The following is a 23380-nucleotide window of genomic DNA, read 5'->3' as shown; positions in this document are numbered from 1 at the left end:
TTATTTAAATGTATTACAAGCATCTAATGTAGCAATTGTATATCCACGATTAAACCACTTCATTCTATCAGCAGATGAACCATGAGTAAAAGCATCAGGAACTACATATCCTTGTGCTTGTTTTTGTAATGTATCATCACCGATTGCACTTGCTGCTCTTAAGGCTTCATCAATATCACCATCTTCTAAAGAATTAAAATTCTTTTTACTATAATGTGCCCAAATTCCAGCATAACAATCAGCTTGAAGCTCTACTTTAACTTGTAAGGCATTAGCTTGTTTTTTACTTGCATTTTGTTTTGCTTTATGTACTTTTGGAATTGTTCCTACAATATTCTGAATATGATGTCCAACTTCATGAGCAATAACATAAGCTTGTGCAAAATCTCCAGGAGCATCATGTCTTTTTGCTAATTCATCAAAAAATGATAAATCTAAATAAACTTTTTTATCAGCAGGACAATAAAATGGTCCAGTTGCAGAAGAAGCAAAACCACAAGCACTCTTAACAGAGTTTCTAAATAATACTAATTTAGGTTCACTATATTCTGAACCATATTTTTTAAAAACTTCTGCCCAAATATCTTCAGTTTGAGCAAGAACTGCACTTACAAATTGCGCACTCTTATCATCTTTTACCGTATTAACAACTTGTTTTGTTGTAGTATTTGATGTTTCTCCTAAGCTTAAAAGAGATAAAGGGTTGTACCCCATAAAATATGCAATAACTCCAACAACTAATACAATTCTTCCTATTTTTGTTCCAATTAACATTTTAACAATTGGAACTAGCATCATCATTGAGCCTTTTTGATTTGAACCAAAGTTCATTCCTCCTGACTCATTTCTTCTATCTTCCATATTAGAACTTCGTCTGTTATCTTCCCATTTCATATTAAACCTTAAATTTATTTTCTTTTTTAAATATCATTTTATTTAAATCTTTTTTTTCATTATCATCTTTTAAAACAAAAGATGTTTTTTTAATTTTCTCTTCTTTTATAGTTTTTCTGCTTACCCAAGGTTTGATTAAATAATACGACATTAAAGCTAACATAATTAAAGATGCTATTTGAGAAATAAGTGTTGACTCTTCAATATTATTTGAAAAATTAATTATATTAATATTTGCAAAGAAAAAATCATATATAAAAGCGAATATAAACGATAATATAGCAATAGTTGATACATAAACTATTAAAGATGTTCGTCCTAAAGTTTTATATACAACACTCATAGTAATTGCACTTGTAGCTGGTCCTGCTGTTAAAAATATAAACGCGGCTCCACCACTCATACCTTGAAGTATAAAAGCTGCTGCAATTGGCAAAGAAGCAGTTGCACAAACATATAAGGGCATTGCAAATATCATAATAACAATGTATGTTAAAATTTGATTTTCAAAAAGTAAAGAAGTATATTCTTTTGGTGTAAATGTAGTAAAAATAGCACCTAAAAGTAAACCTATAAATAGTGGTTTTACCATATCTATAAAAAGTGTTTTGTATGCATAAGAAAAAGCATTTTTCAAAGAAAACTTTTTCTTTTCTTGTGTACTTGAGCATGAACTATTACTACATCCACAAGAACTATCTTCTTTAAAGTTTTTAATGTCATCTTCTTTTTCAACAAAATTTTGAACTAAGCCTACAATAATTGCAATAATTACAGAAGAAACAACTCTAAAAACAGTAAAAACAAAACCAAAAAAAGAAAAAGTAGCAAGAATAGAATCAACACCAGTAATAGGAGTTGAAATAAGAAAGCTTTGAACAGCACCTTTACTAGCACCCTCTTTTCTTAAACCTTGTGCAAGAGGAATAACTGAACATGAACAAACAGGAAGTGGTATTCCAAAAAGTGTAGCTTTTAAAACTGAAGAGGTAGAACCTTTTCCTAAGTGTTTTATTACAAAATCATCAGGAACTAATTGTTTTAATATTCCTGCAATTAGTAATCCTATTAAAATATAAATTGCCATTGCATCTAATAATATTAAAAAATTATTTGCGAAATCTATAGCAAAATTCATTTTTTACTCAATTGACGTGTGTTTTTTAATTATTTGTTTCTTGGGTTTAACACCTAATTCAATAAACTCTTCAGATCTTTTAATTAGATTTCCATTTCCAGTTGAAAGTTTTGAAAATGCACTTTCATAAGCTTTTTGAGTTCTATTAATATTAGTACCTATATCTTCTATATCACTAATAAAACCATGAAACTTATCATATAAATCAGCAGCTTTTTTTGAAATAATTTCTGCGTTTTCATTTTGATGTTCATTTCTCCAAATATTCTCTATTGTTCTTAAAGTTACAAATAAAGTAGAAGGAGAGACAATCATAATATTATGATCAAATGCCATTTTGAATAAGTTCTTATCTTCTGATGAAGCTAATAAAAAAGCACCTTCAATTGGAACAAACATAAGTACAAAGTCTAATGTTTTAACACCTTCAATATCCTCATATTTTTTAGTACTTAAACTTTTGATATGGTTTGTAATTGATTTAAGAAGTTCTTTTAAAGCTAGTTCTTTTTTAGTTTTATCTTCTTTTTGAGTATATGCAAGATAAGAGTTTAAAGAAACTTTTGAATCTATAATAATATCTTTGTTTGAAGGAAGATGAACAATAACATCAGGTCTTAATACTTTTCCATCTTTATCTGTATATGAACCTTGTGTGTCATACTCTTTACCTTCTCTAAGACCAGTTTGATCTAGAATTGAAGATAAAATCATTTCACCCCAATCCCCTTGAGTTTTGTTTTCACCTTTTAATGCTTTTGTTAGATTAACTGCATCTGATGATATTTTATTGTTTAAATCTTTTAGTGTTTTTATTTCAGTAATTAAAGAAGTTCTTTGTTTTGTTTCTTCATTATAAATATCATTTGCTCTTTTACCAAAAGATTCAAGTTGATCTTTAAATGATGTTAAAACTTGAGTTAAATTTACATTTGATTTTTTTTGATTATCTTCAAAAAGTTTATTAGCTAAGTTCTCAAATTCCATTTTCATTTGAACTTTTGATTCTTCTAATAAATCAATTCTTTCATTAAGATTTTCTTCTTTACTCTTTGACATTTTCTCTTGGCTAGATAATTTAAGCTCATAATTAGCTGTAATATTATCTAAAGTCTGGTCTGTATGTCTTTCAAGCATTTTTAATTTATCTTCAAGACTCTCTTTAATTAGCTTTTTTTCTTCTTCTAGTTTTCTATTTGCTGTATTTAAAGTATTAATCTGACCTTCATATGAACTATGGTTTAGTTCAATTTTTTCATTTAATGCTTTTAGCTTTAATAGTGCTTCATCCTGTAATGCACTTAATTTATTCTCATATTTTTGTCTTGAAAATTGTAAAATTATTAATAAACCTGATAATATACCAATTATTGAAACAATTAAAGTTAAATAATTAACTTCAATTATACCGCTATTCATCATAATCGAACTCCTCTTTAAGTGCTGTATTTGAATTATTTTTTACATCATATCCTAATTCTTTAAACCGTTCTGTTAATGGTGGATGTGAATAATAAAAGAATATATATAAAGGATGAGATAAAGGAAAAGACTTGTTTTCATTCGCTAATTTTAATAAAGCATTAACTAAATCATTTTTTGAAGAAAGATTAGATCCAAATTCATCTGCTGCATATTCATTATGTCTTGAAATCAATGAAATTAAAGGCATTAAGAAAAATGATAATATTGGTGAAAATATTAAAAATACAACAATAATTGATGATGCTTCTTGATTTAAATGTAAGCCTAAAAATAGCTCTTCAGGTAAATTACCAAAAATTGCAAAAAATACAAACATTACAAGTCCCATAATACCAATATTCTTAAGAATATCTCCATTTTTAAAGTGACCTAATTCATGTCCTAGTACAGCTAATAATTCATTATGTGATAATTTTTCAACTAAAGTATCGAATAATACAACTCTTTTTGTACTTCCAAGACCACCAAAGTATGCATTTAATCTATTATCTCTCTTACTTGCATCTACTGAAAAAACACCTGAACTTTTAAATCCAACTTCATCTAAAAGCTTTTCGATTTTACCTTCTAATTCTTTGTCTTTTAATTTTTCAAATTTATCAAACATTTTATCTCTAATAACAGGATATAACATGTTAATTAAGATAATAATTGCAAAAATAAAAGCAAATCCCCATATCCACCATGCAGGAAAAGTTTCAACAATAAAAGCAATACCTGCAATTACTAGTGAACCTAATACTAAAAATAGTAGAGCAGACTTTAGGGTATCTTTTATATATAAATCAACAGTCATATTTGAAAAACCATATTTTTTATCTAGTTTGAAAGTTGAATATAATTCAAAAGGTAATGTTAAAATCCAATTGATAATAATAAAAGCATTTACAAATATTACTGCTTTTAACCAAAAAGATTGAGTAGTTACAAGAGAATCTAAAGCAGATAATCCAAAACTAATCCACATCATGAATATAAGAAAATCGTAAAAAGTTGATAAAATTGAAATTTTTTCTTTTTCAATAGAATAATTAGCTGCAACAGTATATTTTGAAGCATCTAAAATAATAGGTTCTAAGTTTTTTGCTTTTTTTACAAAAGCTACTTGCATAAATGAAGTATAAATATTAAATGAAAAATATAGGCAATATCCAATAACAAATATCTCTAACACAAAATAATCCTTTTTTAATCTATAAATTAAATTATATAATACAATCTTTTTACTTGTGTTATAGTAAAAATTATTTGCTTAATTATTTTGTTTTTCTTCTTTTGAAATTTCAACTCTATTACGACCGTTTCTTTTTGCTGCATATAAAGCTAAATCTGCTTTATGTAAGATAGCTTCAAGATCTACATCTTGGGGATGAAGCATCGCTATACCAATACTTACTGTAAATTTTATTCTTTTATTATTAGCACTTGTATATTCTAAGTTTTGTATTTCTTGTCTGATATTTTCAGCAGCTTGTAAAGCTCCACGTTCTGAAGTATTTGGTAAAACAGCTGCAAATTCTTCTCCACCTAATCTTCCAAAAATATCACTTTTTCTAAGTGTTGAATTACATTTATTTGCCATTAACTTGATAATTTCATCACCTATTCCATGACCATATGAATCATTAATAAGTTTAAATTTATCAATATCAATCATAAGTACTGCTAATTTCTTTTTTTCTCTTCTATTATATGAAATTATAGGCCCACATGATTCAAAAAAACTTCTTCTATTTTTTACACCAGAAAGAGAATCTGTTGTTGCTAAAACGTTTAGTTTTACATTAATTTTATTAAGTTCTTTAGTTCTTTTATCAACTGCTGCTTCAAGAACATCTTGGTATTCTTTTAATCTTCTTTCTTGTGCATTCAATTTTATTGCTTCTAAAATAATAAGTTCAAAATCAACTTTTTTTAATTGTCTTGGGATAACTTTATATACGCTTGAATTGTTAATAATATTTTGAAGACTATCTAAGTTAAGTATATCTTTAAATATAATATTTTTTGTATTAGGAGAGTTTTTTGATAATTCAACTAAAAATTCGTCACATGTGATATTTGAATTATTATTTCCATTAATAGTAATAAGTACTTCATTTCCTGCAATAATATTGTTAAAACATCCAATTAAAGCTTGTTCTGCATTAATATAGCTTTCTATAATATAATCACTGTCTACTATTCTTGAAATCTTACTATATAAAGCATCAAGAATTTCAACATCATTATCAATACAGGCTATCACATATTTAGTCATTTAAATCTCCAAATTAGGATAGTACCTGATATTAATTTAAAATAAATTTAGTTTTTATTTTTAATCTAAAATTTATTTAGAAAAGTTAACATTTTATTTATTATTTTTTTATCTTTAGTAAACATTATTACCTCATAATTATTTTTAAAAGATTCTTTTGTCCAATTTATACTTCCAAGAACTGCTACTTTTTCATCAAATATTGCTATTTTAGTATGTAATTTTTTATTTGCTATTTTTACAATGATTCCATTATTCTTTAGATATTTATAAATTTTATCATTTTTATCTATTTTAGACTCATCAAGTACTATTTTAACCTTTACCCCTTTTTTTGAAGAAGATACAAGTTCTTTAGCAAATTTCTTATATGAAAAATTATACATTGCAATATGTATATTTCTTTCTGCAGTTTTAATCAATTTTGATATGTTATTTTTTGTTTCTTTTGTTTCTTTAGGTAGAAAATATATTTCATTTAAACTTGTAAACGCTATTGCTTTATTATCTTTTGCATATAAGTTAAAACATAAACATATTGAAATAAGTGTTATTTTAAATAAAGACATTCATTAAATCCTTTGGTATTCTAGCTGGTTTAAAATTTTTTAGAAAAGCTAACTTAAATTTTCCAGTAAATAAAACTTCGCCATCTTTTAAAACTTCTTGATACATTATAATAGACGCAGCTTTCTTTTCAATAATTTTACAAGTAACATCAAGTTCATCACCAAATACAGCTGATTTAATATAATCAGCTTCAACATGCTTTACTACAAAAAACTCATCACCATTATGTGGACTCATATTTTTCTGAAAAAATAAATCTGATCTAGCTCGTTCACAAAATTTTAGGTAATTTGCGTAATATACTACGCCACCTACATCTGTGTCTTCGTAATACACTCTTATTTTCATTCTCTAACCTCTTATTTATGGACTTTTTTTAAAGAAAAATTAAATAGCGCCTAAAATCCTGCCTATTTTATATTTAAAGCTTGTTGAGATAACTTTAAAATAGCACTATCTCTCCAGTCATAAAAAAATATTCTTCTTCATCTAAAACCATTTTATCATAATAAAAACTAGCTCTATATTATCATCTTCTTTTATATATTTTGCGTATTATTGTAATATAACTGATAAATCTATTAACTTATTTAATGTTGACTTATTTGAGACTCATAATTTAAATATCCTTTCTTTCTATTATTAATATAATACATCTTTAAAAAATAAAAGGGACATAAATGTTGAGTAAAATTAATACTAAAAAGAAATTATTATTATTTCCAAGTATTTTTGTAGTTATAGTACTATCTGTTGGTATACTTTATAGTTATTGGAGTAATGTATCAAATACAAAAATAGATGCTGCAATAAAGACAGATATTTTTGTACAAGATGTGCTAAAAGGTAGGATATCAGTTTATCAGTTTTTAAGAGCACCAAATGAAATTAATGCACAAAAAGTAAGAGATATTTTTAATTCATTAAATTTAGATGTTTCAAATTTTAAGAATGGATTAGATCTTAAAAAAAACAAACTTATATGTGATGAAATCGTTTCAAGTTCAACAAAATATATTCAACACTTTGATGATTTTGCTAATAAAAGAATAACTGACTTTAAAAATGGAATAAAAGATGAAACAGCGGAACTTAAACTTATAATTTCTAAAATGGTAAAAGTTGGTTTAGTATTAGAAAAGAAAATAAGTGAGATTAATATAAATGCACTTGAACTAAAAAAAGAATCAAATGGATTTTTAAATGAATTATTAATTATAGTAGTTTTAATTTCTATTATAGTTTTTTTAATAGTTTCATTATATATCTCTTCTGTGATTGTAAAATCATTAACAGATTTCAATAATGGATTGATATCTTTCTTCTCATATTTAAACAGAGAAACAAATGAAGTTAAACTCTTAAACGCCTCATCAAAAGATGAATTTGGGAAAATGGCAGAAGTAGTAAATACAAATATTGAGAAGACTAAAAAAGGTATAGATGAAGATAGAGAATTAATTGATGAGACGATAACTGTTCTTTCAGAGTTTGAGCAAGGTGATTTATCTCAAAGATTAAATCTTTGTGTTTCTAATCCATCATTAATGGAATTAAAAAACGTATTAAACAATATGGCAGATAACTTTGAGACAAATATTGATAATGTACTTAATATACTTGAAGAATATTCAAATTATCATTACTTAAATAAAATCACTACTAAAGATTTGAAAAAACATCTTTTAAAACTGTCAAATGGTGTTAATACTCTTGGTGATTCAATAACTCAAATGCTTGTTGAAAATAAAACTAATGGTTTAACATTAGATGAAAGTTCTGATATATTATTAGCAAATGTTGACAAATTAAATATAAGTTCTAATGAAGCGGCAAGTTCTTTAGAAGAAACAGCTGCGGCATTAGAGGAAATTACTTCAAATATTAGAAATAATACAGAAAATATTGCAAAAATGGCTACATATTCTAATGACGTGACAAAAGCAGCTCAAGATGGTGAAAAATTAGCAAATCAAACAACAACTGCTATGGATGAGATAAATGTGCAAGTTAATTCAATCAATGAAGCAATTACTGTGATTGATCAAATAGCATTCCAAACTAATATTCTCTCTTTAAATGCAGCCGTAGAAGCTGCAACTGCAGGTGAAGCTGGTAAAGGTTTTGCTGTTGTTGCACAAGAAGTTAGAAATCTTGCAAGTAGATCTGCTGAAGCTGCAAAAGAGATAAAAAGTATAGTAGAAAATGCAACAAAGAAAGCAAATGATGGAAAAGAAATATCATCAAAGATGATTATAGGATATAAAGAGTTAAATCAAAATATTTCTCAAACAATAAATTTAATTACTGATATTGAGATGTCAAGTAAAGAACAATTAATGGGTATTGAGCAAATAAATGATGCGGTAACACAACTTGATCAACAAACGCAAAAAAATGCTATGGTTGCATCTGAAACACATGATGTGTCAATAATTACTGATGAAATTGCAAAACTAGTTGTTCGTAGTACAGACGAAAAAGAGTTTGAAGGAAAAGATCAAATTAAGGCTAAAAGTATGAAATCAAATTCTAATACATCATATTCAATATCAAAAGATACTATTTCTAAAGAAATTTAGGAAGACTAGGTTTTCCAAATAAATATCCTTGAAACAAATTACAACCCATCGAACTTAGCTTTGAATGTTGTTCTCTTGTTTCAACTCCTTCTGCAATAACTTCTAAATTAAATTTACTTCCTATTGATAACATGGTTTCAACAATGATTGAATCATTAGGATCTACTACTAAATCTCGAATAAAAGATTGGTCAATTTTTAGTTCATTTATTGATAACTGTTTCAAATATGCCAAAGAAGAATAACCTGTACCAAAATCATCAATTGATAAAGTTATACCCATTTTATGTAAGTGATTGATTTTTCTAAGAACATTTTGTGTATCTTTGATTAATAGATTTTCTGTTAATTCTAATCTTAATTTTGAAGGATTAATTTTATATTCTTCTATTAATGAAGTTAATATTTCTAAAAAATTTTCTTGTTCAAATTGTCTATAACTAATATTAATAGATATTCTCCAATCTTTTTTTATGGAATCATTTTCCCATTCTTTTAATTGCTTCATTACTTCTTTAATTATCCAATTTCCTAATGGTATAATTAAAGCTGTTTCTTCTGCTAAGGGTATAAATTGATCAGGGCTAATAATTCCTTTTTCTTTATCCTTCCATCTAATGAGTGCTTCTACTCCAATAATCTTATCTTGATTATTTTTAGTTAAAATTTGTAATTGATAATATACTGCCATTTTTTCATTTTCAATTGCATCTCTTAAACACTTAGTCAAATCTGCTTTTTCTTTTATTATTTGTTGTAATTGAGGATCAAAATAACTATATTTATTTTTACCATTCTCTTTAGCATTATACATAGCAGTATCGGCAAAACTCATTAGGTCTTCTATCTTCTGATTTTCATCTTTAAATAAAACTATTCCAATACTTGCAGTCAATCTTAAATCAAAATTTGATATTAGATAAGGTTTTTTTATTTCTTCAAGAATCTTTTCTGCTACAAAATTTACATTATTAATTACATCTTCTTTATTACTTTCATTTAAATCAAGAGCAATTATAAATTCGTCACCACCTAATCTAGATAATAAGTCTGTTTGTCTTAATACTTTTTGTATTCTTTTAGTTGTTTCAATTAAAACCATATCTCCAATATTATGGCCCTTTGTATCATTAACCATTTTAAAATGATCTAAATCTATAAATAGTATCGCGCCATAAGAATTACTTCTTCTATTTCTTTTGGCCATAGTTAGTAACTGTTTTTTAAATAAAGAACGATTAGGGATTTTAGTTAAGCTATCATATTGTGCTAACTCTAAAATCATTTTTTCTTTTCTCTTTTCTTCACTTATATCTATGATTGCAACTATTTTTATTTTTTTTCCTAAAAGTGTTAATTCTTTTATTCTTAAATTTACAGGAAGTATTAATCCTTTTTTCGTAAGTAATTCTACTTCATAAACTTCTTGATTATGTTCATGAATTATATTTTTTATTAAATTAAAAGAGGAAGGAGCAATAAAGTCAAATAGATATTTATTTATCATTTCATCATTTTTATAAGATAATAATTTTGGAGCTATTGTGTTAGTTTGAAAACAATTTAGATTTTCATCATAAACCATAATTCCTTCAAGAGTAGAATTTATTAGAGTCTTGAAGAATGTTATAAAATTGTCTTTTTCTTCTAAAATTTTTTCTTCTAAAACTTTCTCTTTAGTAATATTAATTCCTAACTGCATATTAACTTTACGGTTATCTTCAGATTTTGTTATATGACTTATAAACATATAATGTTCATTATTTAAAGAATTTTTATTTGCCCATTGATAAGTACTTTCTAAAGAATGAGGGAAAGAAGTTGTTAATTGATTTGTAATAGGACAAAAAGAACAAGGGTTTTTTTGATTTTTTTGTAAAACTTTATAGCATGTTTTTCCAACAACATTGCCAAAAATATCTTTAGCATTTTTATTAGCATAAATTATTTCATTAGTTTCTAAATCAATTGAATAGACTAAAATTCCAGATGCATCAATGGCTGTTTCCATAGATTTAAACATTATTATTACCTTTTAACTTACTGTCTTAATATATAGGGATAGAATACATAAATATTAAGTCACAAATAGGTCAAAATATAAGAAAAAAACTTTTTCATATTATGTTATAATTACAAAGATAGGGGTTTTGAGTGGTTAAATTATTGTTTTTATTTATGTTGGTTATTACATCTTTTTCATCTGAAATTATTGTTTTAGAAAATGATGATGAATATAGTGTTATTCCAAATATTCAAATATATAATAGTTTAGAAAGTGTAGATATAAATGTCATTTCTAAGAATTCTACTAATTGGACAAAAAGCAACGATAATCAATTAAATTTTGGTTATGGAAACAAAAGCTATTGGTTGAAGTTTGAAGTTATTAATAAGTTAGAAAAAGATTTTTTTCTTGAGTTTAATTTAACTACTATTGATTTAATTAATATTTATAAATTTAAGCAAAATATATTGATTTCAGAGTACAAAACAAGACTGGATAAACCTTTTTCAAGTAGACCTTTTATTTCAAATAAATTTATAATGCCACTTGATTTAGAAGAAAATGAAAAATATACTATTTATATTGAACTTAAAAACTCTTTTAAGCCAAATACTTATTCTTTTAAACTATCTTCACATAAACAAATACATAGTGAAATGATTTCTAGAAATATATTTAATGGAATTATTATAGGTATTTTACTAGTAATGCTTTTTTATAATTTTCTTCTTTATATTTTTACTAAATATAAACCCTATAGGTTTTATTTAGTATATATTTTTTCAGTAATTGCACTAAGTATAACACTTTTAAATTACGGATACATGTATCTATATCCTGATAATATGATTTTAAATAAAATATTAATAAGTTTAGCAGAAGTACTAGTTCCTATAAGTATGATTTTATTTTTAAAAGATATTTTAGATATTAAAAGACCAAGTATCACTAATAAAACTTTGAATTTATTTTTGTACCTTCATCTTATTATAATTGTAATACAAATACAAAATATTGCCATAAGCTATGAATATATCTACCTAAGCTCGCAAGTTGGTACTTTCTTTACTGGAATTACTATTTTCTATTTAACTTTTATAATTATAAAAGAAATAATAGCTAAAAATAAATTAGCAAAATTATTACTTGTTGCCTGGTTTTTTCCTTTAACTACTTTAACTTTATATATAATAAATAGATTTAATTATTTTATTGATATTGATTGTATAAATAAAATAGTTCAATTTTCATTTGTTATTGAACTAATTTTAATGTCATTACTTATTGCTTATAAAATAAAAAATATTCAAGAAGAAAAAGATAAACTTGTAGATAGTAATCAATTAAAAGACTTAGAATTATTAAAACAATCAAAATACGCTTCCATGGGAGAACTACTACAGTATATAACTCATCAATGGAAACAACCTTTAATGAGAATCAATTCAATTCTTTTAAATATAGAATCAAAAATGGACACTTCTAAAGATAATTTACTTATAAGTAAATACCTTGATTCTATTGAATCTGAAACTGATTATATGTCTAAAACTATAAGAACATTTTCGCAATATTTTCATCCTTACAAAGAAAAGACATCAATAAATTTATACTCACTAATCAATGAAATCATTTCTTTTTATAAAAAGACTCTTTCTTCTATAGAAATTAGATTTCATATAAATTGCGATAATAAAAATATAGAAACCATAGGATTTAAAGAAGAATACAAAGAAGTAATATTAATTATTTTAAATAATGCTTATGATGCATTTAAACAAATGAATACAAAGAATAAGAATATAACTTGTACAATTAGTACAATTGGAAATAAGCCATTTTTATCAATTGAAAATAATGGGAAAAAAATTGATGAAAATGATATAAATAAAGTTTTTGAACCATATTACTCAACAAAAAATCAAAATCAAAATGATGGAATGGGTTTATATATCGCGAAAATGATTATAGAAGATAGTATGAATAAAGAGATTACAATAAAGAACACTAAAGATGGTGTTAGATTTACAATTATAGGATAAAAATGAAATTATTATTTGTAGAAGATGATATTGAAATTAGAGAAAATCTCAGATTCTATTTAAAATCAATTTTTAGAGAAGTTATTGAGGTATCTAATGGAAAAGAGGCTCTAAAGGAGTATTATAATTGTACTCCTGACATAATATTATTAGATATAAATATTCCAAAGTTAAATGGGATTGAAGTTGCAAAAAAAATAAGAGAAAGAGATAATAAAACAGTTATTATAATTTTAACTGCACATGATGATAGAGATATTCTTATCCAAGCTATTGAACTAAAACTTACAAAATATTTATTGAAACCTGTATCAAGGAATGAGTTAAAGCAGACTCTAATAAAAGCAATATCTGATGTTAAAGAAATTCAAAGTATTGATTTAATGTATGATTACAAATGGAATTTAAAAAATAAGATATTAAAACATAAGAATGAAATTATAAAATTGACAAATAATGAAATAAAATTATTTAATAGATATTGTAATAATACGCAAGAAATATTTACTAATGAAGATTTATCTTCTCTTTTATATGAAGAAGAAGAATACAACGAAAATAAAGTAAGAATGTTTTTAAAAAGATTTAGAAAAAATATAAATCCTGAATTAATAATAAATATTTACGGATTAGGTTATAGATTTAATTATTTTGAAAGTAATCTAAATAATTAATAAAATCTAGATGAATTACTTAAAGTGTTTCATTTTATGAAGTAATAATTATTGATATGTCTTTTTAAATTAGCTATAGTATAATTTATTTTCAGAGTATCACTCTTTAAAAATATAGAATACTAATTAAAATGGATATTTATGGTCATAGTAGGAATAGGTAATATATTACAAAAAGATGATGGATTAGGTGTATATGCAGCAACATATTTACAAGAAAACTATACCTTTTCTCAAAATATTAAAATTATTAATGGTGGAGTTGAAGGAATACATTTATACAATGTTCTTGAAGATAATACGCATATAGTAATCTTAGATTGTTTACAGTTGAATGACACTCCAGCTTCAATCTACGCTATTCCTGCGAAAGAGATTTCTGGATATGGTCTTAACAATGGTGGTGCTCATGAAATAGGCATTTTACAATGTATGGATATGATGGAACTTCAAGGTAAAGAAATTCCAGAATCAATAGTAATTGGAATAATTCCAGCAAGAGTTACTTTTGAATTTGGATTAAGTCAAGAGCTTTTAGATGCTTTTGAAGGATATATTTCTGTTGTATTACAGTACTTAAAAAAACAAGGTATTGAAGCTACAAAAGTATCTTCGCATACAACATTACATCAAATCATAGATAAAGCAAAAGATCCATCAGGAGTTATGATTTAAGTATATATCAAAATAGCAAGGATTAAATACCTTGCTTCATTACTGATTTTACAACACTAGTTTCCCAACCATCATATTGAGCTTCATAAAATTCTGCTATTTCTATTAAGTTTAATGTCAAATCATCAATATCATGATAAAAAGGTTTATCTAAACGATAGAAATCTAAACCTTTAACACCTTCTTCATTTTCTATTTCTTTTTTAATTTTAAAACCTTCTTTCTCTAAGGCTTGTATTAAAGACTCTTTGGTTTCTTCATTTTTATAATAAACTTTATGCTCAATGGCTCTAGGAGTTTGTAAGTTATCACCTTGTTCTTTTAAATTATCACATACTTTATGATTTTGTATAATTTGCCATTCTTTTGCTGTTGGGTACAATAACTTTTTATAATAATTCCAATCTGAATCATGACTATGTCCATTACTTATCTCATATGAAGTATGCTCATTTAAAGCATATTCTATAAAATCTGGCCAATTATAAGTAAATTGTAAATAATATAAGAAGGTAACATAACCATCTGAAACAATACGTCCTACATATTTCCCAATACGAAATTTAAGCATAGCTGATTCAAGTTTGTCTTCCATAAAAAGTATTTCAGGTTCTTCTTTTTCAGAAATGAAACCTTTTGCAGTTGCATCTTTTAGTTTTGCTTTCACAAATCCTACTGTTTGGTGAGTAAATTCTAATTCTTCCATATCCATAGAAATACCTGCATTAAACTGTATAAGTGCAGCCTTTCCTTCTAAGTTTTTCATATATAATTCCCAATATTCTTGCATATTAACTCCTTTATTTCATTTCTAAACTCATGAGGTGCATATCTTCCCCATCAAGTATTTTAACTCTAAGACTTTCACATTTTATACAAAAATAACGAACTTCTTCTACCTCAAAAATATTCCCACATTCCTTACATTCAAGTTTCAGTTTTTGAGGATTAATAATCAGCTCTGAGTCTTCACATATTGTTCCCTCTTTAAATGTATCAAAAGCAACTTTTAAAAGATGTATTTCAATACCAGCCATAACACCAATTTTGACAATTATCTTTATAACTTTACTCGCATCATTTTGCTTAGCTACTTCTTCACATTGATTTAGTAAAGCTTGAACAACACTATATTCATGCATTTTTATAATCCTTTATCATTTCTATTCTTAACCTTGAAGGTGTTTGTAATGGACTTATTTTATTTACAAATTCATAGCGTAAGTTATGAAACTTACTTTCTTTATCCCAAAATTCCGAATGCATTATTTTAAGTTCTTCTTCTTTTAATACTTCAATCATCTGTGTATTTTCTTCTAAAAATTCTTCTTTATCCCATAAAAATTCTTCATCATATTTTGATATTGCAAAACTATGAAGTGATTTTGAATACTTATTATGTCCAAATACCTCATCAACTACACCTATATTTTTTCCTTGTGTGATGGATATAGGTAAACAATCATTAAGTAATTTATCTGCTACATCTTTTCTAACTCTTTTAGCTAAAGAATACGTATGATATTCACTTCCACTTAATCCTAATGTCTTATAGTGAGGGTTAAGTACTATACCTTCTTTTCCAACAACATAATCACAAGCAAGTCCCATAAAAAAACCACCAGCTCCTGCATTTGCACAAAAAGAAGCTATAGTAACAACTTCACTAGCATAAAGTATCGCATGAACTACATCATTCATTGCATTTATATTAGCCCACCCATCTTCGCCTTGTTTTTTACTATCTTCTAAAATATTTAAATGTATTCCATTAGAGAAGAAATCTTCTCCTCCCATTAGAACCAAAACATCGCATTGAGTTTTTATATACTCAATTGCATACTTAAGACGAATACACTGAGCTGTATTCATTGCACCATTATGAAAATTAAAATGTAAATAAGCTACATTGTCTTTCTTATCTACACTTAACTCATAAAATGTTTTATAACTTTTATCAAAAATAAGAGGTAATCGTTCTTCTTTTATGCCTTTTAGTTTTTCTTTAAGCACATAAGTTGAAGGTAATTTAAAACCATTAGGTTCTTTTAGATGACTTATCCATAAAGCTGCATCAACTGTTCCTAAACATATAGCTCCATCTCTTTTTGCTAAAATTTCTTTAGGCTTACCTTTTAGTTTTTCTTCTTTATGTACTCCATATAAATAACAAGGTAAATCTAATATATCATCAAGTAAACCAGGAAAAGAGTCACAAAGATTGACTTTTTCTATTATTTCTTGTGTTGTATCTATTGTCCAATTTATAGTTTTATCTTCTTTTGTCAACTTTTTATGAATTGGATTTAATATTTGTTCTACAAAATTATCATTTTTTATATTTTCTAACAAAGTATCTAAAGCATTAAGAGAAGCTCTTACAATCTCTTTTCTATAAATAGAAGCTTTATAAGTATTTCTAACATCAAAGCTTTCTTGTGCATAAATATTTCCACCATCATATTCTTTATTTGCCTGAAGAACTACTAAACCCCATTTTTTAGTATGACTTTTCAAGGCATGTTCTAAAGAGTTTGGACCTCTATCTCCTCTTGGACCTGGATGAAAGATAAAGACAGGGTATCTATCATAAATGATAGAAGAGATATAACTTTTTAAAAAAGGACAAAGAATTAAATCTGGGTCAAACTCTTCAATTTCTTTTAGTGTTTGTTTTTCTTCTATTGCAAAACATACAGATACAATATGGTTAGAATCTATAAGTTTTGTATATATAGCTTGAGTAACAGAATTAAAAGATGTAACTAAAAGAAGAATTTTCATTTATTAACTTAACAAATCCGAGGTAATAATTCACCAGTTGGTAAATCTAAAAAGCGTTTAGTACCCCATGAAGAGTTTAATAAAACTTTTCCTTTATACTGATTAGTAACACTAGCTATTATTCTTGAAGTCTTATGTGTTTCTTGTAATATTTCTAAGGCTTTTTCTTCATCTTCTTTTGCTACTGCTAAAAGAAAAGTACCTTCATTAGCAAGATTAACTGCCTCAAAACCTAGCATTTCACATATACCTCTAACTTCTTCTCTAACAGGAATACTCTCTTCTTCAATTTCTATACAAACATCAGAGCTTTTAGCCCATTCATTTAAAACAGCACTAACTCCACCTCTAGTTGCATCTCTTAAAGCAACTATATTAATTCCAGAATCTACAAGTTTCTTTATTTCAGGATAAAGTGATGCACAATCAGTTTGTAAAGTACTAGTAAGTTTTATACCCTCTCGTTCTGCAAAAATTGTAGCACCATGAGTACCAATATCTCGACTTACTAAAATACTCATCTCTTCTTTTAAAGCAGATGCAGAAATTCCTTTATGTTCTATTTCCCCAATACCTGTAGTATTTATAAATAACTTATCTACACTTCCTTTTGGAACTACTTTTGTATCACCACTTACAACAATAGCACCATTTATATCAAGTTCTTTTTTCATTGATTTAACTATTTTTTCTAGTTCTCTTGTTAAAAAACCTTCTTCAATAATAACGGAACAAGTTAAGTATTTAGGTTTAGCTCCCATCATAGAAAGATCATTACATGTTCCACAAATTGCTAGTTTACCAATATCACCACCAGGGAAAAATAAAGGACTAACTGTAAAAGAATCTGTTGTAAAAGCTAGTTTACCCTCTTCTATAACTGCGGCATCTTCACTTTTTGATAAAATGTCATTTTTAAAATGTTTATAAAACACTTTTTCAATTAGCTCATTATTCTCTGCTCCACCATTACCGTGTGCTAGTGTAATTGTTTTTATCATTTTGTTCCTTTTTTAAGTAGTAGTACTAAAAGTTAAATTTCCATATTTATAATATGCGGCACAAGCACCTTCGCTACTTACCATACATGAACCAACAGGAGATGTAGGTTTACAGGCTGTACCAAAAATAGTACACTCTTTTGGTTTAGCCATTCCTCTTAATATATCCCCACAAATACAAAGTTTATGGTCTTCTATTTGGGAGATTGGAAGTACACTTGAATAAACTTTTTCAGCATCATATTGTGCATATTCATCTCTTAACTTTAATCCACTATCAGGAACATTACCAATTCCTCTCCATCTAAACAAACTCATTTTTTCAAAATAAGTATTTATCAAGTCTTGGGCTTTTAAATTACCATCATAACTCACTACTCTTTTGTATTGTATTTCAAGCTCACATCTTTTTTCTAAAAACTGTTTAATTATCATACTAATACCCTGCATAGCATCTACAGGTTCAAATCCAGTTACAACAACTGGACGTTCATAATCTTTTGGAAACTTTTCATAGATTTTAGATCCAGAGATAACACTTACATGACTAGGTCCTAAGAAAGCATCAATTTCATTATTATAAGAATCTACATGAACATCTCGACTATCAATAAGTTCAACCATTACTTCAGGAACTGTTACATGATTTATATGAAATAAAATGTTTTTTATTTTTTTACTTATAACTTCTTTAACAAGAACTGCTGTCATAGGAGTAGTTGTTTCAAAACCAATAGCAAAAAAGATTACCTTCTTATCAGGGTTTTCATGAGCTATTTTAATACACTCCATAGGTGAATAAACAAAACGAACATCAGCACCTTTTGCTCTAGCATCTTGTAAACTACCATTTGATCCTGGTATTTTTATCATATCACCTAATGTTACTAAAATAACATTTTCTTGCATTGATAAAACATATGCATGATCAATTCTTTCTTTTGGCATAATACATACAGGACAACCAGGTCCATGAATAAAGTTTATATTTGATGGAAGAAGCTGAGGTAAACCAAATTTCATAATCGTATGCGTGTGACCACCACATACTTCCATAATATTAATAGGTCTTTTTAACTTTTTTGCATCTTCTGCAATAATTTTGGCGTATGCTTTAATTGTTTTGGCATCACGAAAATCATCATAGAGGTTTTTGAGTTCAAGTTCCTTCATTACTCTTAATCTCCTCAGTATATGTTGCTCCACGCGCTGCACATTCATCATCTTCAAGAATTGCTCTTTGCCTTTCTTCTTCATCCATGTGATTTAATATTTCTTTATATGTATCAATAGAAGATAAAGCTTCTTCCTCATCAATTTTATTCATAACAAAACCAATATGTAAAAGTACATAATCTCCTAAACTTACATCACCATCTTCCATCATCATTAGATTAGCATCACGTTTCACACCCATTGTATCAACAGTACACATTGTTTCATCTTCTGAGATTTTAACCACTTTACTTGGAATTGATAAACACATATTAGCCTCTCATTTTACGTTTAAATTCTATCCAATTGGCAACTGCTTTAACAGAATTTAAATCATTCACATTTACTTCTAAAATATCAACACTTGGTTTTAATCTTCTAGCTTCTGCTTTTTCTGCTTCTATATCATATTTGAAATGTGGCAATAAATCTGTTTTAGTAATAAGTACTAAATCAGCTTGACGGAACATCACAGGATATTTAGCAATTTTATCTTCACCTTCAGGTACTGAAACAAGTACTATATTTAAGTGTGTTCCTACATCATATGAGGCTGGACATACAAGATTTCCAACATTTTCTACAAAACAAATATCTATATCATTAAGTGGCATATGATGTAAACCTTTATGTACCATAAAAGCATCCAAGTGACATGCTGTACCTGTTTGTATTTGTTCAGCGTGTATTCCTTTAGCACGTAAACGATTTGCATCTCGTTCAGTTTCTAAATCACCTTCTATAACTCCAAATTTAAACTCTGCAACGTCACTTAGGTATTCTAATAGTGTTGTTTTACCAGAACCTGGACTAGACATAAGATTAACACCTAAAATTTTATTATCTTCTAAATGCTTTCTATTATGATTTGCTTCTTGATCATTTTTATCTAATATTTTTTGAATAACAGAAATAGTTTTTGTATCGTTTAACTGAGGGTTATGATGCAAATGTTCATGCGCTTTTTGATGATCACTAGATTTATTTTCTTCATCTGTCATTTTTTCATGAGAATGAAATGTTTTTCCGCCATCATGACTATGTTCATGAGCGTGTTCATCCATTCCTCTTATACTACATCCACAATCTGTACACATATTTAATCTCCTATCCTAATAAAATATTTGTTCCTACAATAAGTGAAATAATACCTACTATAGAAAATGTTCGTCTTACATTTGTAAGACTACCTAAAAATCTTTGATTTATATAAAGCATGAAAAGTCCAAATACTCCAAAAATAAGCATAACACCTAAAGTAAATGCAGCAACCATTGTCAAATCAACAGTACCATTACTAACAGCACCTAATGTAATAAGCATACCTCTTACACCACCTGCTCCCATTAGAAGTCCTAAGCTAAGAGAAGAAGTCATAGCAGTAGAATCATTATTATGCTCATGTGATTTACCAAAGTAAATGTGAATATGTTCTTTATTTTCATGGCTATGCTTTTGTAATTGAATACGCTTAGTTATTACCATAAAGAGTAAATATACTCCCATTCCTATAATAACTGTTGCAGAAACAATATCTCCATATGCTAATAGTTCTTCTGAAATTTCTACAGATTCTAATAGTTTTGCAAAAATAAAAAGACTTACTCCATGTCCTAAAGCAAATAAAAATGTTATAAGTAGTGTTTTTCTTTGATTTTTTCCAACAGAAAAATCAGCTATAGCACTAAGATGATCAGGACCAAAAGCATGAAGTATTCCATACCAAAATATAACAAGTAAAGTTAATTCCATATATTCTCTCCAAAATGAATGTTTATTCATTATAATAGTATTTAATAATTAAATATTTATTAAGAAATTTACTTCTACTCTATTTTAGGAACTAAATAGTATAATAATTAATGAAATGTATCTATTGTAATCATCCTCATACTTATGCACTTGCCAATACGCAAAGAAAATGCAGTAAATGTAAAAGAAAATTTAGCCTGAAAAAAATACAAAGAGAAGAAAGAGTTTTCGACCATTTTAAAAAAGGTGACACAGCAAGACAAACAGCTATTAGTACTAAAATGCACTTTTTAACTATTCAAAATTACTTTGAAAAATTTAGAAAGAATATTGCAATTTATGCAGATGAAATATATCAAAAAAATTCTCATAGAGTAACAAACTATGATGAATATCTTTATTTACCAAGAAGTCTTCAAATTGAAACAAATATAGATAAACTTCAACATTTTCTCACATTTTGTTATGATGATACGATTTATAATATAATGATGCCTAAGAAAAAACTATCATTGATTAAAGATGATGATGAAAAAGAGCATAAGCTTTTAATGAAATATCTTAAATTTAATACAATATCAAAGCTTTCGAAATCTGAAAATACGATTACAAGGTTTTGGGATTATTTTGAAGAGTTTATTTGCCGTTACAAAGGTGTGAGTGATGAAAAGTTTATTTTTTATCTTAAAGAAGCTGAATGGAGATTTAACCTTCAAAGAAAAAATATAGAATAATTTAAAGGAATACATATATGAAACACCCAGTGAGAACTTACCTAAAAAAAGGTGAAACTTATCAATTCTGTACTTGTGGACAAAGTGAAGATGGCGTACTTTGTGATGGAAGTCATAAAGGTACTGATTTAACTCCAAAAGAGTTCATAGCTACGAGAAATGCCGAATTTTTATTATGTCTATGTAAAAACAGTACCTGTACACCTTTTTGTGATGGAGCACATGCAAAACGTGAGAAATTGGACTTAGATTTTTTATTAGAATAAACAAAAGTATTTAATATTTTAAAGGAATTTAGGTGAAACTTTAAATAACTGATTTGAAAAGTACTATTTAGTTATTCCATAATTCTTTAAAACTTATGGAACTTTGTAGTTTTTAATTTTTGAACACTTTGTGGAACAGGAAAACTCACTTGAGTGTTTTCTGTTCCAAACATAAGAGGTTTTGTAACTTTTTCTAAGTTTCAAACTAAATTATTGTTTCTCTTGCATCTTTTCTATCATTTGTTCTTTTAGTTCTTGAAGTTTTTGTTCTTGTGTAACTGAACCTGCAATGATTCCTGCAGATAATAGTAAGATAAAAATAGCAGCTAGTAAACTAAAAATATGAGATAGTATTTTCCCTTTTTGTTTTTTATTAGCTAAATACTTATATAGAAGTACCCAAACTAAGATGAATAATATAAATGGAATAACTTTCATTTATTTCCTTTTTTTGTAAATTATAGCAAATACATTTACAATAAGAAATATAATACTATTGGTATAGCTATAACACTAAAAACGGTATTTTGAGAATGTTCAACAATTCAACTCTTTTTGGAACAAGCTTTTCATTAGTAAAAACTGCTTAAAATATAAGAGGTTGTTGAGAAAGATATTATGATGAATTTGATTACATAGATATTATAAAGCAAATAAAATATATTAAATTATGTGCTTGAAATAAATATAGAATATATATTGTTTATTGATATATGAAAACCCACACATATAGAAATTTATTTTCGTATTCCAATCCGATAATGTTTTCATACATACATATAATAGTACTTTCTTGATTATGCAAAGTTATCGATAGGCGACGGTGAACAGATGATTTAAAATTAGTCTTAAAAAAGTTATATATTCTATTTTATTTTTATTAGATTTAAAGAGAATTTAAACACTTCCTTGGAATGAAATCAATTTATCATTCAAATAAAAAATGAGTATATAAAATTGTACCCCATGTTACTACAAATATAAAAATACTTATAAACACCACAGTACTTCCAACATCTTTAGCTCTACCTGCCATTTCATGATGTTCAAGAGTAACAAGGTCAACAACTCTTTCAATAGCACTATTTATAGCTTCTGCTAAAAGCATTCCTGTTAAACTAGTAAACATTAAAAGTTTACTAATTATTGTTACATCTATTATAAAAAGAGTAGGCATTAGAATTATTGCGATTATTAATTCTATTTTAAAAGATGTTTCATATTTTATTAAATCTTTTAAACCTTTTAATGCATAATTTGTATTTTTAAAAAAATTGTATTTTGGTTGATTTCTCAATAT

At 26.5% G+C, this 23380-nt stretch carries 24 protein-coding genes; 6 read left to right on the top strand and 18 right to left on the bottom strand.

Annotation, left to right across the window (positions count from 1 at the left end; genetic code table 11):
• The 7 genes from ypfJ to D3Z07_RS02615 form a co-directional block, all read right to left on the bottom strand.
• Positions 1–894 carry a KPN_02809 family neutral zinc metallopeptidase gene (gene ypfJ, locus D3Z07_RS02645; RefSeq protein ID WP_076086586.1) on the bottom strand — a complete coding sequence of 298 codons (894 nt, stop codon included), beginning with the start codon at positions 892–894 and terminating at the stop codon, positions 1–3.
• A 1-nt stretch (position 895) separates the two neighbouring features.
• Positions 896–2032, bottom strand: coding sequence for an SO_0444 family Cu/Zn efflux transporter (locus D3Z07_RS02640; protein WP_076086589.1), 1137 nt, complete (start codon positions 2030–2032; stop codon positions 896–898).
• A gap of 3 nt (positions 2033–2035) precedes the next feature.
• A complete protein-coding gene (rmuC, locus tag D3Z07_RS02635) occupies positions 2036–3451 on the bottom strand; it encodes a DNA recombination protein RmuC (protein ID WP_228144649.1) in 1416 nt (471 codons plus the stop codon).
• Positions 3444–4691, bottom strand: coding sequence for a M48 family metallopeptidase (locus D3Z07_RS02630; RefSeq protein ID WP_076086595.1), 1248 nt, complete (start codon positions 4689–4691; stop codon positions 3444–3446). Before D3Z07_RS02630 ends, rmuC begins: the two co-directional genes overlap by 8 nt.
• 78 nt (positions 4692–4769) lie before the next feature.
• The gene (locus tag D3Z07_RS02625) at positions 4770–5777 is read right to left on the bottom strand and encodes a GGDEF domain-containing protein (protein WP_122893011.1); all 1008 of its coding nucleotides are present in this window, start codon (positions 5775–5777) and stop codon (positions 4770–4772) included.
• Between the two features lie 65 nt (positions 5778–5842).
• The gene (locus D3Z07_RS02620) at positions 5843–6346 is read right to left on the bottom strand and encodes a phospholipase D-like domain-containing protein (protein ID WP_122893010.1); all 504 of its coding nucleotides are present in this window, start codon (positions 6344–6346) and stop codon (positions 5843–5845) included.
• Positions 6333–6695, bottom strand: coding sequence for a YbgC/FadM family acyl-CoA thioesterase (locus D3Z07_RS02615; protein WP_076086604.1), 363 nt, complete (start codon positions 6693–6695; stop codon positions 6333–6335). Before D3Z07_RS02615 ends, D3Z07_RS02620 begins: the two co-directional genes overlap by 14 nt.
• A 332-nt stretch (positions 6696–7027) precedes the next feature.
• On the opposite strand from D3Z07_RS02615, the gene D3Z07_RS02610 reads away from it, so the two are divergent.
• Positions 7028–8929, top strand: coding sequence for a methyl-accepting chemotaxis protein (locus D3Z07_RS02610; RefSeq protein WP_076086607.1), 1902 nt, complete (start codon positions 7028–7030; stop codon positions 8927–8929).
• On the opposite strand, the gene D3Z07_RS02605 is transcribed toward D3Z07_RS02610, so the two are convergent.
• Complete coding sequence (locus D3Z07_RS02605) at positions 8916–10952, bottom strand: sensor domain-containing protein (protein ID WP_122893009.1); 2037 nt, start codon at positions 10950–10952, stop codon at positions 8916–8918. The two genes, D3Z07_RS02610 and D3Z07_RS02605, sit on opposite strands and share 14 nt — an antisense overlap.
• Positions 10953–11083: 131 nt before the next feature.
• On the opposite strand from D3Z07_RS02605, the gene D3Z07_RS02600 reads away from it, so the two are divergent.
• From D3Z07_RS02600 to D3Z07_RS02590, 3 genes are all read left to right on the top strand, one after another.
• A complete protein-coding gene (locus tag D3Z07_RS02600; RefSeq protein WP_122893008.1) occupies positions 11084–12979 on the top strand; it encodes a sensor histidine kinase in 1896 nt (631 codons plus the stop codon).
• A gap of 2 nt (positions 12980–12981) precedes the next feature.
• Positions 12982–13653 (top strand): response regulator transcription factor, encoded by a 672-nt coding sequence (locus D3Z07_RS02595; protein ID WP_122893007.1) that lies wholly within the window; start codon positions 12982–12984, stop codon positions 13651–13653.
• A gap of 141 nt (positions 13654–13794) precedes the next feature.
• Positions 13795–14328: a hydrogenase maturation protease gene (locus tag D3Z07_RS02590; RefSeq protein ID WP_076086621.1), complete on the top strand. Its 534-nt coding sequence runs from the start codon at positions 13795–13797 to the stop codon at positions 14326–14328.
• Between the two features lie 22 nt (positions 14329–14350).
• Here the strand turns inward: D3Z07_RS02590 and D3Z07_RS02585 are convergent, their stop codons facing one another.
• From D3Z07_RS02585 to D3Z07_RS02550, 8 genes are read right to left on the bottom strand one after another with little or no spacing between them, the layout of a single operon-like run.
• Complete coding sequence (locus tag D3Z07_RS02585; RefSeq protein ID WP_076086624.1) at positions 14351–15118, bottom strand: DUF695 domain-containing protein; 768 nt, start codon at positions 15116–15118, stop codon at positions 14351–14353.
• Positions 15119–15128: 10 nt separating this feature from the next.
• Positions 15129–15470: a hydrogenase/urease nickel incorporation protein HypA gene (hypA, locus tag D3Z07_RS02580; RefSeq protein ID WP_076086627.1), complete on the bottom strand. Its 342-nt coding sequence runs from the start codon at positions 15468–15470 to the stop codon at positions 15129–15131.
• Complete coding sequence (locus D3Z07_RS02575; protein WP_122893006.1) at positions 15463–17112, bottom strand: enoyl-CoA hydratase-related protein; 1650 nt, start codon at positions 17110–17112, stop codon at positions 15463–15465. The genes hypA and D3Z07_RS02575 overlap by 8 nt, the downstream gene beginning before the upstream one ends.
• Positions 17113–17120: 8 nt before the next feature.
• On the bottom strand, positions 17121–18113 hold the full coding sequence (gene hypE / locus D3Z07_RS02570; RefSeq protein ID WP_076086633.1) for a hydrogenase expression/formation protein HypE: 993 nt from the start codon (positions 18111–18113) through the stop codon (positions 17121–17123).
• A 12-nt stretch (positions 18114–18125) separates the two neighbouring features.
• Positions 18126–19286: a hydrogenase formation protein HypD gene (hypD, locus tag D3Z07_RS02565; RefSeq protein ID WP_076086636.1), complete on the bottom strand. Its 1161-nt coding sequence runs from the start codon at positions 19284–19286 to the stop codon at positions 18126–18128.
• Complete coding sequence (locus tag D3Z07_RS02560; RefSeq protein ID WP_076086638.1) at positions 19273–19599, bottom strand: HypC/HybG/HupF family hydrogenase formation chaperone; 327 nt, start codon at positions 19597–19599, stop codon at positions 19273–19275. Before D3Z07_RS02560 ends, hypD begins: the two co-directional genes overlap by 14 nt.
• Position 19600: 1 nt before the next feature.
• A complete protein-coding gene (gene hypB / locus D3Z07_RS02555; RefSeq protein WP_076086640.1) occupies positions 19601–20425 on the bottom strand; it encodes a hydrogenase nickel incorporation protein HypB in 825 nt (274 codons plus the stop codon).
• A 10-nt stretch (positions 20426–20435) separates the two neighbouring features.
• Entirely contained in the window at positions 20436–21080 is a 645-nt protein-coding gene (locus D3Z07_RS02550; RefSeq protein ID WP_076086642.1) for a hypothetical protein, read from the bottom strand.
• 110 nt (positions 21081–21190) lie between these two features.
• Between D3Z07_RS02550 and D3Z07_RS02545 the strand changes: the two genes are divergently transcribed.
• Positions 21191–21814: a transposase gene (locus D3Z07_RS02545; RefSeq protein ID WP_122893004.1), complete on the top strand. Its 624-nt coding sequence runs from the start codon at positions 21191–21193 to the stop codon at positions 21812–21814.
• 17 nt (positions 21815–21831) lie between these two features.
• On the top strand, positions 21832–22080 hold the full coding sequence (locus D3Z07_RS02540) for a CDGSH iron-sulfur domain-containing protein (protein WP_076086646.1): 249 nt from the start codon (positions 21832–21834) through the stop codon (positions 22078–22080).
• A gap of 210 nt (positions 22081–22290) precedes the next feature.
• Here the strand turns inward: D3Z07_RS02540 and D3Z07_RS02535 are convergent, their stop codons facing one another.
• Positions 22291–22518 (bottom strand): hypothetical protein, encoded by a 228-nt coding sequence (locus D3Z07_RS02535; protein ID WP_076086648.1) that lies wholly within the window; start codon positions 22516–22518, stop codon positions 22291–22293.
• A 490-nt stretch (positions 22519–23008) separates the two neighbouring features.
• The gene (locus D3Z07_RS02530) at positions 23009–23377 is read right to left on the bottom strand and encodes a diacylglycerol kinase (RefSeq protein WP_076086650.1); all 369 of its coding nucleotides are present in this window, start codon (positions 23375–23377) and stop codon (positions 23009–23011) included.
• Positions 23378–23380: the final 3 nt, after the last annotated feature.

This window comes from Arcobacter peruensis, from assembly GCF_003711085.1.
In the GTDB taxonomy this organism is placed as follows: domain Bacteria; phylum Campylobacterota; class Campylobacteria; order Campylobacterales; family Arcobacteraceae; genus Poseidonibacter; species Poseidonibacter parvus.
The sequence above is the reverse complement of the archived record's forward strand: the minus strand, read 5'-3'. Positions and strand labels throughout refer to the sequence as shown.